10 protein-coding genes are annotated in these 15,164 nt (G+C 37.1%); 2 read left to right on the top strand and 8 right to left on the bottom strand.

The features are described from left to right. Positions 1–52: 52 nt before the first annotated feature. From IGJ02_RS02080 to IGJ02_RS02065, 4 genes are read right to left on the bottom strand one after another with little or no spacing between them, the layout of a single operon-like run. On the bottom strand, positions 53–1,351 hold the full coding sequence (locus IGJ02_RS02080) for a family 20 glycosylhydrolase (RefSeq protein ID WP_430604058.1): 1,299 nt from the start codon (positions 1,349–1,351) through the stop codon (positions 53–55). A 1-nt stretch (position 1,352) separates the two neighbouring features. Then, positions 1,353–2,216 carry an ROK family protein gene (locus tag IGJ02_RS02075; protein ID WP_010761717.1) on the bottom strand — a complete coding sequence of 288 codons (864 nt, stop codon included), beginning with the start codon at positions 2,214–2,216 and terminating at the stop codon, positions 1,353–1,355. An 18-nt stretch (positions 2,217–2,234) separates the two neighbouring features. Then, positions 2,235–4,925, bottom strand: coding sequence for an alpha-mannosidase (locus IGJ02_RS02070; protein WP_430603101.1), 2,691 nt, complete (start codon positions 4,923–4,925; stop codon positions 2,235–2,237). Between the two features lie 23 nt (positions 4,926–4,948). Then, positions 4,949–6,238, bottom strand: coding sequence for a glycoside hydrolase family 125 protein (locus IGJ02_RS02065; RefSeq protein ID WP_430603099.1), 1,290 nt, complete (start codon positions 6,236–6,238; stop codon positions 4,949–4,951). A gap of 160 nt (positions 6,239–6,398) precedes the next feature. Here IGJ02_RS02065 and IGJ02_RS02060 point away from each other — a divergent pair, with 160 nt between their 5' ends. Together IGJ02_RS02060 and IGJ02_RS02055 are read left to right on the top strand one after the other, a co-directional pair. Beyond that, on the top strand, positions 6,399–7,433 hold the full coding sequence (locus IGJ02_RS02060) for a GntR family transcriptional regulator (protein ID WP_430603097.1): 1,035 nt from the start codon (positions 6,399–6,401) through the stop codon (positions 7,431–7,433). Between the two features lie 3 nt (positions 7,434–7,436). Then, entirely contained in the window at positions 7,437–9,578 is a 2,142-nt protein-coding gene (locus tag IGJ02_RS02055) for a GH92 family glycosyl hydrolase (protein ID WP_430603096.1), read from the top strand. 55 nt (positions 9,579–9,633) lie between these two features. Here the strand turns inward: IGJ02_RS02055 and IGJ02_RS02050 are convergent, their stop codons facing one another. The 4 genes from IGJ02_RS02050 to IGJ02_RS02035 all read right to left on the bottom strand — a co-directional run bounded on the left by IGJ02_RS02050 (position 9,634) and on the right by IGJ02_RS02035 (position 15,164). Continuing rightward, positions 9,634–11,130, bottom strand: a complete 1,497-nt coding sequence (locus IGJ02_RS02050) for a response regulator transcription factor (protein ID WP_430603094.1) — start codon at positions 11,128–11,130, stop codon at positions 9,634–9,636. 54 nt (positions 11,131–11,184) lie between these two features. Continuing rightward, complete coding sequence (locus IGJ02_RS02045) at positions 11,185–12,909, bottom strand: sensor histidine kinase (protein WP_430603092.1); 1,725 nt, start codon at positions 12,907–12,909, stop codon at positions 11,185–11,187. Next, entirely contained in the window at positions 12,902–13,516 is a 615-nt protein-coding gene (locus IGJ02_RS02040; protein ID WP_430603091.1) for a YesL family protein, read from the bottom strand. Before IGJ02_RS02040 ends, IGJ02_RS02045 begins: the two co-directional genes overlap by 8 nt. 181 nt (positions 13,517–13,697) lie before the next feature. Next, positions 13,698–15,164 (bottom strand): ABC transporter substrate-binding protein, encoded by a 1,467-nt coding sequence (locus IGJ02_RS02035; protein WP_430603090.1) that lies wholly within the window; start codon positions 15,162–15,164, stop codon positions 13,698–13,700.

The following is a 15,164-nucleotide window of genomic DNA, read 5'->3' as shown; positions in this document are numbered from 1 at the left end:
GAAAAAGTCAGCTGAAATATTGTGCTTCCCACATTCTATTTCAGCTGTCAGTTTAGTCGATTTTATGAAAATGAAAAGAAAATCCTTCCATTAATTTTGTAAGCTCTTCTATGATTTCTTTTTCAGTTTTTGCTTCTGGTTTATCGCACCATACCGCTAAAGCTGCACCTTTTACTTGTTTTTGATTCTGTAGCGGAACTTGTTGTTCTGAAGAAAACAGGTTTGGCTGCCATAGATATTTTAGTTTTTCCACAGTAGGATACGTATAGCCAGCATTTTCCCCTAATACATAATAAAGATAATTGTCATTGAAATTGACGACTGAATACCCTGCATCCAAAAATGTTTGGATTGGAGCCATTTCTTTTTGCCATTTCGTCCAATAAGTAATCTCAACAGCTTTCGTTAAAGTGGAGGTTTTACCATTTCTGAAAAATGCATCATTCCAAACTCTAGGCACAAAGCCACGCGCTTTGACAAATTTTGCAACTGTATTGACGTAAGATTCAAATTTTGTTATACCCCCATCAGCTAAGCTTGGATACAGTTCAATTTGATCAAAATCAATAAACTCATCTGCACCGATATGAAAATAACGGCTATCAGTAAAAAGTGCCATGTATTCATCATATAGTGACAACGCAAATGCTACAGCCTCTTCGTTTGTAATAGCTAATGCGGAAGGAATGTTGGTTATTTCCTCCTGCGGCTTTTTTAGTGTTAGTTGCCACTGCGGGTGCGTCTTCAATAGCTGTTCCATATGCCCAGGTGTATCAATATCTGGAATAATCTCGATCGATAAGTAGGCAGCATAACGGATCAAGGCTTTTATTTCTTTTTTTGTCAGAAAATTTTCTGAAACAAGTTCAGGATACTTTTCTGATTCAATCCGAAATCCTGTATTCTCGGAAAAATGTACCTGTAAAAAGTTAAAACCATACAAGGCCATTTGCTCCAAAATTTGGCGTAATTTTGAAAGGGAAAAATATTTTCTACCGATATCCAACATAACGATTCGCTCAGTTAAAACCTCACGGAATTTACCGGATTTAATTTCACTTCCTGCTTTTATTTGCTGCGCTAAATACATCATCCCTCGAAAAGCAGTCAACGAACTATCAGCTGAAATCATGATTGTTTCAGCTACCTCGATCACAAATGTATCGTTTAGCTCTGATGAATTTTTTACAATAATAGTCGCTAGTTCTGGTTTATCGATAAAACAAATTTGTTTCTCTAACAACTGCATGTATAAATGCGTTATCCTTTCTTTTTCGCCAACAAAAGCTTCTTCTAGAAAAACACGGACTTCGTTCATCTCAGACACAAATGAGGTCTTATTCGCGTCCATACTATGCACACTGTTCCTTCGCCAACAACAAACAACCCATCGTTCCACTATTATCGCCTAAATCACAGCCGACAATATACTCTTCTAAAACAGGCAACGCCACATAACCGCCTAGTTGCTGTACTAAAGATGCTCTAATTTTCGGTAGAAGATGGGTTTGTTTCATCACGCCTCCACCTAAAATAATTTTTTCAGGAGAAAGAACTAACGTATAATTCATCAATGCTTGCGCCAAATAAAAAGCTTCCACCGCCCAAACATCATGGCCTGACTCCAACTGTTGCCCTTTGATTCCTGTTCTTTTTTCCAAAGCAGGTCCTGCAGCAAGCCCTTCTAGACAATGATCATGATAAGGACAAGTGCTTTCCAATGTATCATTTGGGTATCGCTGCACAGAAATATGTCCCATCTCAGGATGACTAAATCCTTGCAGGACGGTTCCGTTGACTACCGCACCGCCACCCACGCCTGTACCAACAGTCAAATAGATACAACTTTGCGTTTCTTTTCCGGCTCCCAAATGCATCTCGCCGTACGCTGCTGCATTAACATCTGTCGTCCAAGCTAGCGGAATATCATAACGTTCTTTTAACGCACCCAAAAGATTTACATTTGTCCAACCTGGTTTTGGTGTAGAGGTAATATAACCGTACGTACTTGATTTGCGATTCACATCGATTGGTCCAAACGAACCTATCCCTAAAGCTTTTAAGTCATAGGCATCAAAAAAGGCAAAAACTTGTTCTAATGTCGCTTCTGGCAATGTCGTCGGCAAACTGATTCGTTCAATGATATTCAGCTCTTCATCTGCGACAGCGCAAACGAATTTTGTACCGCCTGCTTCAATTGATCCATAATAAGTCATTTAAATCACGTCTCCTTCTTATCGGTCAAATCCGATCGTACGAATTTCATACGCCTTCAACTTCTTCGTTGGTTGTTCATTTTGTTTTTCTTCTAACAGATTCAATAAGTCTGGCTCATTACTTCCCATTTTCTTGATCTGTACTTCAGCTGAATTTTCGCTCATATTAAATCCTCTTACAGCCAACGCTTGATTGTCTTCACTATTTTTCACTGCAGTTATAGCAACTGTTTCTCCTTCGACAGTTAAATACGCATCTTTGGCTTTCAACTGCCCTGAATGTCTCGTTGTTGTTTTCACACTAAACGGGATTTGCGCTGCATATGCTCGTTGATACGTCGCATAGCGTTGGGCTTTTTCGCCATGAAAATCAACACCATAGTTAAATGTATGCGTACCTAGACATTGCGCTTCTGGTGTTGGGAAATAGCCCCAATCCCCCATTTCTCCCACAGCGCGTAAAAGTGTTAAAGCAATCGTATTTGTTTCAGGCAAAATTTCATATTCATTCAAGCCATAATTGGAAACTGTGATTCCAGACTTATCATCATGCACATTAACAAAAGCATGTTGATGTTGAGGGTTTGTTGGATTCTCCCAACTTTTGCTGACACGATTCGGTCGTGTCACAACTTCATAAATACTGTCAGCTTCATGCGTTTCAGCTTGGATCCCTGTTGGAAACAGCATCCGTAAACGATGATCTTTCATTTGGTTATCCACTGTTGTTTCAAAACGTAAATGAGCAGAATCTCTTTCCATCGTCAGTATAGTTTCAATCGTTAGTTCTTGTAATTCTTTTGAGCGTCCAGCTTTTCGATAGCGGAAATCAATCACAGCTTTTTGCTCTTGTTCTAGTAAATCATCTGCCGCTTTTGGAATCATCATGCGTTGTATGATTTTTATTTGCGCTAGGAAATATTCATCTTTTACAACCGAAATCTCTGCTGGACATCCACTAGAAAAAATCGGGCTCGTTCCTTCCGGTTTTTTAAAGATATACTCATTGCCAATATCACCCGTATTTTCAATTGTCAACAACTCACTGTAGGTTCTTCCTATTGCTTTATCCAATACTTCTAAAGTGCCATCTTCATTGATCGTTACAACCAAACAGCTATTTTCCAGTCTATAATGTTTTAGATCCTTGATCATTGATCCTTTCTCTTCTATTTTAGGTTGGCTTTCTTGTAACGCAAACGTATTCCAAGAAAATGCTGGCATATTCTTGATCGGCATGTCAATTTCCACATATTTAGCCATGTAAGGAATTCTGAAACGATCTTTTGGTAAGTCATAACCAAAGCTGACTTCTGGTTTTGAAATGACCGAAGGAATAATTTCTCCCTGCGAATTAACCACTTCAAACTTTGGTGTATTACTTTTAGCAAGTTCTTCCCACAATTCATGAGGAACACCTTCTTTGAATGGTTTTCTCTCAATTTCTACTTTGACTTTTACAACCTCTGATTTTTCATAACCAGATGTATTGAACACGACAAACGGATGACTTATTTTAGAAAAACTTTCTGTATCGATAGCTTCAACTAATTGCGCCAATGCTTCTTCAGCTAAAAACTTCCCAACTTCATTGGCTTTTTCAAATCTTGGCATCATTTCTCGATGAACTTCATCTACTGAACAACCACAAATGCTATCGTGTGGATGATTTTGTAGTAATAATTTCCATGCATAATCTAGTTGATCATGGGGATATTTTTGCGTTAAATCGTATGCCATCGCAGCCAATGGTTCCGTTATATTTTCTAATTGTCGTTCAACTTGGGTATTCCATTGTTTTAAATACACTCTTGCTGAAGCAGTGTTCGCCAGTGTAAACCAGCCATCCGTTTCTTGGCTTGTCAGCTCTCCGTGAACCGTTCCAACTTCTTCTGGCAACTCTTTTCGAATTTGTTTTAAATACTCATCAAAATGGGAATGAATAAATTCATATTCTGGAAATAGTTCGTTTGCTAACGCAATGGCTTTTGTTATATCTTTTTGAACAGGTTGATGGTCTACGCCATTCATCATCAATAAATGATCAGTAGAAGCAAATTTTTCAGCTTCTGCTAATTTTTGCGTCCAAAAAGCCAGAGCTGCTTCTTTTTCAGCTGGTATTTCATTGCCATTACTGTACCAATTGGCGAACAGCAAGCCCAATACTTCACTGCCGTCTGGTCCTTGCCACCACATTTCTGAATATTGAGACGTATAATTTTCATCATCCAACACTTCATTATTAAAGCCAACTGGTTTTACCCCGCGACCAAAAGCGGCTGCATCTAAGCCGGCTTGTTGCATCATTTGCGGTGTTTGCCCCATGTTACCAAACGTATCGGGGAAATAACCTAATTTAACGGCTGGTCCCCACTTTTCAGTTTCTTTCTTACCAATCAGCATGTTGCGAACATTCGATTCAGAACTAATCAAAAAGTCATCTTGTAAAATATAAAAGGGTCCGATTCTCAGCTTTCCATCGGTGATAGCTTTTTGAACAGCCGCTTTCTGCTCAGGTCGTACTTGTAAGTAATCGTCTAAAATAATCGTTTGCCCATCTAAATGAAAGCTATCAAAATCTGGATCTGTTTCCGCTAATTCCAACACATCATCCAGTAATTCAACTAAACGCATGTGGTGTTGCTCATAAGGCATGTACCATTCACGATCCCAGTGAGAGTGGGAAATGATATAAACTTTTTTCTTCATGATTTTACGCTCCATTTCATTCGTTATCGTTCCACTCGAATATCAAAGTAATCCATTACTAATTCACAAAACATCATATTTGCCCAAGAGAACCACTCACGTGTATAGCGTGTGGGATCATCTACATCAAACCCTTCATGCATTAAATGAGTCCCCCCATCGTTTGCTACTAAAGAATCTAAGATTCGGGCTTTTTCATCTTTATCCTTTGTCGTCATCCCTTCCATTGCAAGAGCAATCGGCCAAATATAATTTTCAGGCGTATGAGAGCTACCGATTCCTTTAGCGTATTTCCCTTCGTAAAAATAGGGATTTTCTTTACTTAGAACTGTTTTACGCGTTGCTTGATAAGTTGAGTCATCAACCGTTGTATATCCTAGATAAGGCGCCGAAAGTAAATTAGGAATATTGCTATCATCCATAATACTGCTGTTACCTAATCCATCGACTTCATAGGCATAAACAGAGTCACCTTCTTGATTCTCTGTTTTTCCGTATTTTTGAATTCCAGCGTCGATCTCTTTTCTAAGGTCAGATGCTTGTTTTGCCACTTTGGAATCAGAAAGTACTTCAGTAAAAATTTCCTCGATATAGCCTAAAACAACAACTGCAAACATATTTGACGGCACTAAATAACCGTAACGACAAGCATCATCACTTGGACGGAAACCAGACCACGTCATTCCCGTTTTTCCAACTTCACTGCCGCGTCCATTATTCGTAAGAGTATCTTCTAAGCGCGTTGTATCCCGTTCAAATGCATAAGGCGAATGGTGATGTTCCTGCTCTGTCGTAAAGACCGTCAGGATTTTTTTTATCCCTTCAACAAAATTTTCATCAAACTGCTGCTTACAGCCAGTATTTTTAAACAATAGATACGCTAGTTGAACAGGATAACAAAGTGAATCGATTTCATATTTTCGCTCCCAAATCCAGGGACTCATCGCCGTGTGATCTGTTTGGTGACCAGCATTATTGGGTGTTTCATTGAATGCATTGGCATATGGATCAAGTGTGATATAGAAAAATTGGCGTTGTACCAAGCCACAAATCATGTCTCTAAGTTCTTCATCTTCTTTTGCAATCACTAAATAAGGTCGAACCTGCGCAGTCGAATCTCTCAACCACATAGCAGGAATATCACCAGTTAGTAAAAACGTTGTGCCATCAGCTTGTCTTTTAACTGTTGTAGTCAATGTATTGGCAAATGCTGCATTAAAATTTTCTGCCCATCCAGCGTGCGCTTCTCCACACAATTGTGTGATTTCATCCATAAATTCTTGTACAGAATTTGGTATTTTGCTATAAGTCATAGTAACCTCCTAATAGTTGATATATCATTTCACAACGAAAGTATATGCCAATGAAAGCGTTTTGTCTACTGTTTTTATTAATATTTTAAAATTGAACTCTTTTTCTTTGTATGGTAAACTATCATTAATGATATATCATTTTACAATTAGGAGAATTACAATGTCTAAACCACTATATAAAAAAATCATCGATGATTTATTAAATGCAATAGAAACAGGTCAGCTACCAGAAAATGCTCAACTTCCAACTGAAAAGGAACTCTCTCAAACTTACAATGTTAGCCGCATCACCTCTAAACGAGCGTTGACAGAGCTAGAAAGTCAAGGATTGATTTACCGTATTCAAGGAAAAGGGAGCTATGTTCAAAAACAGAAAGCGAAAAAGAAAAAAGTTTCCCGTATTTTATTTTTGATTCCATTTGTCAACGATCTTTCCCTCGGAAATTTCAATGAAGGGTTGGCTCCTATAACAAGTGAGCATCATTATGAAGTCATCATGTCCTCTGCTGAATTTTTGATCAATAAACAGGCAGCTGATATCATTGAAGATTTTGATGGCATGATTTATTATGCCCACAACACTGAAGACTTTTTAGATACCTTATTTGAGCTGTCTATTCAGCAATTTCCAGTTATCATCTTAGATAAAAAAATTCATGATCTACCTTACCCAACCGTCCAATCTGATAACTTTTCAGGTGGTGCTATGGCTACCAATTATTTAGCTGCACAAGGTCATCAACGGATCGCTTATATTTTTGGAGAACCGACTTTGCCTCAATCAGTGCGGCAGCGTTATTTAGGCTATATTCACGCAACAAAAGAACAGCACTTATCTTTTCATACAACATTAACAGACAAACAAGCCTTTGTAGACGCTGACGTAATGGCTTATCTCAACGAAAATGCCATTACAGGTGTCGTCTGTGAAAACGACTTAGTTGCAATCTCACTCATGAATCAAGCGAAACGAGCTAACATTGATATACCAATTCAATTATCCGTTATCGGTTTTGATAATATCCAAGCAGCCTCACTGATCGATCCTGCACTCACAACGATTGCTCAAGATTTTAAAGGGATGGGAAAACTTGCCGGAACGATGCTGATTGAATGGATTGAAAACCATGTGATTCCAGCAGACCAACAAGTCCCAGTAAAACAAATTATTCGTAACTCAACAAAGGAGAATTAAGGAATGAAACCAACATTAATCGACACTCGACACGGAACTGATAACCAACATTCTTTTTCAAATGGCAACTGTCTCCCCTATACTGGTGTGCCATTTGGCATGAATTATTTTGCGCCACAAACCAATGGGGATAATGGTAGTTGGTGGTTTAATCCTCGCGACCGAGTCTTCCAAGGTTTCCGTTTAACTCATCAACCTAGCCCTTGGATGGGGGATTTTAGTTATTTTGTTATGCAGCCTTTTAATGGCAAGCTAAAAGAGAAGAGCATTTTTCATGCACAATCTTCTTACCGACCAGATGAAAGCGTTTTTAATCCTAGCTATTTAGAAATCACTGCGCAACGCTATCAACTGACAGCTCGTTTGATCCCTAGTATGTACGGTGGTGCTTTGTCAACAAGTTACACACAGCCAGATGCAGGACTCTTACTTTCATTGCCAGGAAACTATAAGCTTACGATCGAGGATGCTCATACCGTTTCCGGATCAATCGTAAACTACGCAGGCTGTGAGGATAAAGATTTTGCTTTTTATTTCACCCTACATTTTCAACAGCCACTAGCTATTGAACAACTTACGGAACAAGCTGGAGCAGATGATTGTGTTACTTTTTCATTTGGAGACATCACGAAACAAGTTATTCAGTTTGGTACTTCTTTTATTAGTTTAGAACAAGCCAAGTTGAATTTGTCACGGGAGTTTGACTGGATGCCAGAAGATTACCGTAAACATTCAGAGGAACAATGGGCGTATTATCTAAATAAAATTGATATTCAAGATAAAAACCAACAACGTCGATCAACGTTTTATCATAATTTATATCGAGCATTTTTATTTCCTCAAACTTTCTATGAAAAAGATTTGGATGGACAAATTATTCATTATGATACGTTAGCTAAGAAAGTAAAACCAGGATTTCTATATACGAATAATGGGTTTTGGGACACTTATAAAACTGTTTACCCGTTGTATTCATTAATTGCTCAAGAAAAATATGCAGAAATGCTAGAAGGATTTTTAAACAGTTATCGAGAAAGCGGCTATTTACCTAAATGGCTTTCACCTGATGAGCGAGGTTTGATGCCAGGAACATTGATTGATGCAGTGATTGCAGATGCTGCAGTGAAAAATATTCGCCCTGATTTGATGCCCGAATTTTTAGAGGCCATGATCAAAGGAGCTACAATTCAAAGCGACAATCCAAATTATGGTAGACAAGGAACAAATGACTATTTAACCTATGGCTACGTTCCTGCTCACTACCACGAGTCGGTCAATCATACCTTAGATTATTGCTATAGTGACTTTTGCATCAGCCAAGTAGCCAAAATATCAAAAGATTCTGACACAGCCGAACATTATGGTAGACAGGCGAAAAATTATTTAACTATTTTTGATCCTGACACAGGGTTCATGCGTGCGAAACAAACAAACGGGTCATTCAAAGAAGGTTTTGATAATCATCGCTGGGGTGGCGATTACGCTGAGGGGAGTGCTTGGCAAAGTAGTTTTGCTGTTTATCATGATTTTAAAGGCTTGATCACAGCTTTTGGAGGGCATGATAAATTCCTAGAAAAATTAATTGATTTATGTAATCAATCACCTTCCTTTAATGTCGATGGATACGGATTTGAAATCCATGAAATGAGCGAAATGGCGGCTACTGAATTTGGACAACTGGCAATTTCTAATCAGCCAAGTTTCCACCTACCTTATCTGTTCAGTTACCTTGGTAAACCTGAATTTGCACAGCCTTTGCTAAAACAACTAATGATTCAAGAATTTAATGACAGCCCCACTGGTTTCCCTGGAGACGAAGATAATGGAAGCATGGCAAGTTGGTACATTTTTAACTCTCTAGGCTTTTATCCTGTCTGTCCTGGTTCAGGTGAATATGTTATTGGCATGCCTTTATTCGATAAAGCCGTTATTCATTTGTCTAATGGGGAAACATTGACGATTTCCAGTGGCCCAAATCAGGAGCAGCAACAGTTTATCGATCATATCTACTATAATGATTCTTTACACGAGAGCTTAGTGTTTGAGCATGAATCATTGATGAAAGGCGGAAAAATCGAGTTTACTTTAGGCATTGTCCCTAGACCAAAAAATTATGAGAATGAACAACTTCCATTTAGTATTTAACGAATAAAAAAAGCGAACTGGAGCAATAACACATCCAGTTCGTTTTTTGGTCTGTTCATTCTTCACCCACAGAATCATAGTGATGTTTGTATTTTTCCCGAAACTCTTTCGGTGTTAAATCGTTCATCTTTTTAAAAATCTGTGAGAAATAGGTGCTATTGTTAAAACCAATTTTATCCGCAATTTCATTGACATTATCATCTGTATACAGCAATAAGTTCTGTGCTTTCTTCATTCGATATTGATTCAAATATTGAGAAAAACTCTTTTTGGTTTCTTTCTTAAACAGCTGTCCCAAGTACATTACATTAAGATGCAAAGTTTGCGCCACGCATTTCAAGGTCAATTCACTTGTGTAGTCCGAACGAATTTTATCGATAACTTTTTGAACATTCTCTGAATAATCATACGCTAGTTTTTCCCGAGTGATTTGCTTAACAGTCGTTGATAGAATCTCATGTAATTTATCCGCATTTGACGAGTGATTGATATCATCTAAAACTTGTTGGTATTCCGCTTCATCTAAGTGATTAAAACGGCGATAGATATCCATGAAAAGCATAAATGTAATATGCCGAACATCTTCTGGACGTGCACCTATTTTTTGCGTTTTAGTAAAGATTTCAGCAATCGTCGTCTCAATCGTCGTAAAATCCCCTACCATCAGCGTTTTGTTAAAATTGATGATGTCTGCTGAGAGATCAAAATCATCTGAAAACACAGAATATAGCAGATTTTTTCCACTTGCTTCATAAAACTTGTAACGCTGCAATGTTTGGTTTGCTTTTTCATAACTATCTGAAACATCTTCCCAATCACTCACTGTTTCACCCACACTGATCAACCAGCTATCGTCTTCATCTGCTTGCAAGGGATTCGCTGCCAGAAGTTGATTCAATTGACATTTACCACCTTTAAAGATATGTACAAGCAAACTCTTATCTCCTAAATTACGCGAAAAAAACAAAGATTGTTGTTGTCCTTCCAGCCACTTAACAACTTGGGCTTTTTTTTCACGCGTGACTTCCACTAATAGCACAGTCCAATCTGATTTTTCTGCAGTGTTGACTAGTTGATTCAGTTCTTCAAAGTTATCTTTATCGATTTCACCATTGACCCATTGGGACAATAAAACTTCACTATACATGCCGTTTCTAGTTTCTTGTTGATTACGATTGTCTAAACGTTTTTTGGCTTTTCTCACACTTTTTAAAAGTTCCAATTTATCTACAGGTTTCATCAAGTAATTGATCGCCCCTAGTTGCAGTCCGCCTTTTAAAAAATCAAACTTCTGGTAACCAGAAAGAATCATAAATTCAAACTGTCTTGCTTCATTTTGAGCCGCTTCAATAAATTCCAATCCGGTCATTTCCGGCATCGTAATATCGGTTATCACAAGATCGATTGACTCCATTTCCATCATAGTTAACGCTTCTTTGGCATTCTGCGCTGTTCCTTTGATAGAAAAACCTTCTGTTTCCCATGAAATAATTCTTTTCAAGCCGTTAACGATCATATATTCATCATCAACTAGCAAAACCTTATACGTCATTCTCTCACTCCTTAGCCGTGAATTATTGTGACTGTTTTTATATTCCATTTAGTTTTAAGAAATTGGCTCGTCAAATGACAGTTCAATAGCGATTCCTTTGGTTTCATTTGGGGTAATTGTCATCAAAAAGGTCGGTCCAAAATAAGCTCGCAAACGTTCATTCACATTTTGTAATCCGATAGAATCATGTAATTCGATTTGTTGACTCTTTAATTTGGTTTTAATCAGCGTTAGTTTTTGAGAAGATATTCCTTTGCCATTATCTCGAATCAATATTTTCACTTGCTCATTAACTAAACGAGCTTTCACACTAATCGCATTATCGTTGCGAGAAAAATCAATTCCGTGGACAAAATAATTTTCAATCAATGGTTGAATCGAAAATTTTGGTAATACCAGTTCCTTCAACGCTTCATCGATTTCAAAGTGATACGCCACACGATCTGGATACCTCATCTGATACAAATAGACGTATTTTTCACAAAAACTCAGCTCTTTTTCCAAAGTTGTTGTCTTAGCCTGATCAGTATTATTGCGCAATAATGTTGAAAATGCATACACCACATCGGCTAGTTCTTCGCTGCCTTCACTTAATGCATACATGCGGATATACTCCAATGTATTGTATAAAAAATGCGGACTGATTTGTGACTGTAATGCTCGCATATGGGCATCTTGTTGCTTGATTTCTAATTTATAAATATCTGAAATATATTGCTCAATATTATCCAGCATTGTGTTGATTCCTCGTGAGAGCTCTTTTAGCTCAAACTGAGTCTCTTGCTCATTGATCCGTGTATTCAAGTCTCCTTCTGAAACAAGTGCCATTGATCCCATAATAATATCGACTTGCTGAGAATACTTAGTGAATGTTCGATAAAGTAAATAGAGCAACAATAAAATCAGCACCAAACCACCCAACATCAAAATACGTAAATCAAAAAGAACATGGGTCAGGATCTTTTCTTTTGAAATCGTCACTAAAATATCAAACCCACTTGTCGTTTGCAGGTGTTCTAGTATATTATCCCCCGTCAATTTTTGAAGTGGCAACGCTGATGATTCTTTCATTTTTTGTTGAATCAGTTGCTGATCTATCGTGTTATCTTTTTCCGTATAAGTCAATAACTGATACCCTGTACTCGAGAATACATATGCCGATAATCCTTCAAAAGTCGTCAAATGAGTCAAACTATCAATAATATCTTTTTGAGAGAATTCAACATAAAAACTGCCCAGCACTTCTAAGGTAACTGGATTGGTAATTGGGTAAGCTAAATAAAATTTATTATTTAAACGAGGTGTCCCGCTAATTTTCTTCCCACTCTTATCCTGTGGTGTAGAAAGATAATAATCATTGTAATTGTTCAATACCATGATGATCGATTCGATATTATCATACATGGTATAAAAATTTTTCACTTGACCAGGCAAAAATAAATAGTTCCCCGTGGCCAGTTGTTGATCATACGAATAATTCAAATAATCTGAAATCGACGTATCCATATATCGATTTAAATTGTTGATCTTCTCTTGATTATCCGTTAGACCATTCAGCATAGTTTTTCCTTGTAAATTTTTATCATTGATCGATCGGCTAATCATATCGACTGCTTCTTGAGCTGTGATTTCCCCTCTTCCCATCGATTGCCAATAGGTATTCATACCAATACTGCCCATGCCTATCAAAATCAGTGAAACCAAAATCAACGCATAGTTTTTTAGTAATCGGTTCAGTAGTGTCTTTTCATTAAAGGAAGAAGTTTTCTTTTTATGCATGAAGTTCCAATCGTTGATCGATCGTTTGTCGCCACGATTTTGTTGCTGTAAAGCTCCAAATTTGAATCATAGAAAAAGTGCCGAACAAAATCAACCCTTTGAACTTCCACGTAACAAACAAGATCAAACTTATACCAATTGCAATTTTCAAGAGATTTGTAAAATTCGATAACGTTGAAATAAACGCTAGTTTCAATAAGTTTTTTAAACCGATTTCATAATAGCTGTCTAACAATAACGTGTATTGATATGTAACTCCCCCATAGATCATTGCAAAAACTAAAAGAAAATCAATCATCAAAAAGGATAATCCTTGAATTTGAACCGATAAAAATAGATTGTATGCTAATAGTGCCAATAATAAGAGTAACGCATAAAAAATAATATTGCCCCTGATGAAATTCCGCTTAAAAATAGCCCAGCCTTCTTTTAAAGTAATGTCCTTATAATTAAATTCATGACTGACAAATAATTCGTTAACTGTTTTCAAGGCTGGACCCACACCCGCTACAATCAAACCACAACAGCTAAATAACCAAAAGAATAAATTTAATTTTACAATGACCCAAATTTTAATGAATAACGTTTCTAACGCTTTTCCAACCATCTAACTCTTCCTTTCTACGTCTCTATTAGTATAATAAATAACTATGCCAAATATTCCAAATAAAAAAACTGCTGCTTGTAATAGAACTACGCAGTCCAATCAGGAAATTGTTTTTTTGATAAAAGAACCAAGTAAAAACGATGCATCATCGAATCACTTGGTTCCCGCTATTATACCTGTTTTATTTTTTCAAAAAGTCATCATATTGTTTTTGCATTTCAGTCAAGACTTTGTCATAACCGGCATTAGCAAGTGCTTCTTTTAATTTAGGAACTGTTTCTTCTGGGTCAACGGTTCCTGTATTTAAGCCATCTAAATATTGACTCATAACGTTGGCTATATTACTCATTTCTGTTTTCACATTTGATGTCACGAAGTTGAAGCCTAAGATCGGAGATGTTTCTGCTTTAGCAATCGATTCATCACGCTCTTTGATCATTTCATCAGTAATCGTATCTTGTGTGTATAAGATTTTATTATTTCCAGTATTCCATGCAGGTAAATGCGTATTTGGTTTGTAGCCGTCTAGTAATTTGATTTTTCCATCTTTATCTGGAATTTTTTCCCAAGCTTCGCCTTCGATACCCCAAACTAACCCATTCAGTAATTCTGGATCACTATTGATTTGTCCTAATACTTCTACAGCTTTTTCTTTATTTTTAGACGTATTTGCGACAACAAAGTTCGCCATTCGTGCTTGATCACTTGATTTTAATGGTGTTGTAAATGCTTTAGAAACTAATTCTTGACCCGCAGCATTACTTAAAATCGTATCGCCATAATCGTAAGGACCTTGTGTTTCTTGACGAATGAACCATGTGTTTCCTTCTAAAGGAAACTCTGTATTACTTGTGGCTGCATCTGATGGAATGTAACCTGCTTGATACCATTTATGCATTGTTTTTAAAACGTCCATAAAGTCTTTGTTTTCGTATTGGTTGATGATTTTTTTAGTATCACCATTTAGATCGACAGCAAATGGATAGCCATTTCCGATTGGAAAGTCAAAATCACCTTGCGCTTTGAAACCTTGTCCAATTGCAAATGCTGCGATATTCGGTTCTTTTTCATGGAATGTTTTTAACACACTTTCAGCATCTTTATATGTTTTGATATCATCGATCGATAAATTATATTTATCTAAATATTGTTTGTTAAACGTCAACACTTGTTGAGAGTAAACATTGCCATTTACAGGAAATGCGTATAGCTTACCGTCCACTAAATTTCCTTTGATATACGCTTCATCCAACTGATCATAAGCATCTTTAGCAAACTTCGGTGCTAATTCAGTCAAATCAGCATACGCACCTTTTTGCGCATTCGGTACATAATTATCCGCAAAAGCAATATCATAATTTTCACCAGAAGAGACAATGACACTCATTTTTTTCTCGTAATCGCCCCAACCGATGTATTGGATATTTAGTTTAACACCTGTTTTCTCTTCGATTTTCTTGTTGGCAACGTCCATCAATGCATCATAATTATCAGGTTTATCCCCAATTTGATACATCAATAACGTATTTTCATCTGTCTTTTTGCTGCTTCCGTCAGTTTTTTCTTTACTGCCTCCACCACATGCTGTCAATGCACCTAAAAGAACAACTGCTGTACTTAAACCGACTACTTTTTTCCACGTTTTCAT

Origin of the sequence: Enterococcus sp. DIV0724b, from assembly GCF_050531475.1 — a bacterium.
GTDB lineage: Bacteria > Bacillota > Bacilli > Lactobacillales > Enterococcaceae > Enterococcus_L > Enterococcus_L haemoperoxidus.
Note: the sequence above shows the minus strand (reverse complement) of the source record. Positions and strands in the feature narration are given on the sequence as shown.

Bases quoted from the DNA above. Each gene is read 5' to 3' on its own strand.
- IGJ02_RS02055 (WP_430603096.1), top strand. From the start codon at position 7,437: ATGAAACCAACATTAATCGACACTCGACACGGAACTGATAACCAACAT.
- IGJ02_RS02050 (WP_430603094.1), bottom strand. From the start codon at position 11,130: ATGACGTATAAGGTTTTGCTAGTTGATGATGAATATATGATCGTTAAC.
- IGJ02_RS02070 (WP_430603101.1), bottom strand. From the start codon at position 4,925: ATGAAGAAAAAAGTTTATATCATTTCCCACTCTCACTGGGATCGTGAA.
- IGJ02_RS02075 (WP_010761717.1), bottom strand. From the start codon at position 2,216: ATGACTTATTATGGATCAATTGAAGCAGGCGGTACAAAATTCGTTTGC.
- IGJ02_RS02035 (WP_430603090.1), bottom strand. From the start codon at position 15,164: ATGAAAACGTGGAAAAAAGTAGTCGGTTTAAGTACAGCAGTTGTTCTT.
- IGJ02_RS02080 (WP_430604058.1), bottom strand. From the start codon at position 1,351: ATGGACGCGAATAAGACCTCATTTGTGTCTGAGATGAACGAAGTCCGT.
- IGJ02_RS02045 (WP_430603092.1), bottom strand. From the start codon at position 12,909: ATGCATAAAAAGAAAACTTCTTCCTTTAATGAAAAGACACTACTGAAC.
- IGJ02_RS02060 (WP_430603097.1), top strand. From the start codon at position 6,399: ATGTCTAAACCACTATATAAAAAAATCATCGATGATTTATTAAATGCA.
- IGJ02_RS02065 (WP_430603099.1), bottom strand. From the start codon at position 6,238: ATGACTTATAGCAAAATACCAAATTCTGTACAAGAATTTATGGATGAA.
- IGJ02_RS02040 (WP_430603091.1), bottom strand. From the start codon at position 13,516: ATGGTTGGAAAAGCGTTAGAAACGTTATTCATTAAAATTTGGGTCATT.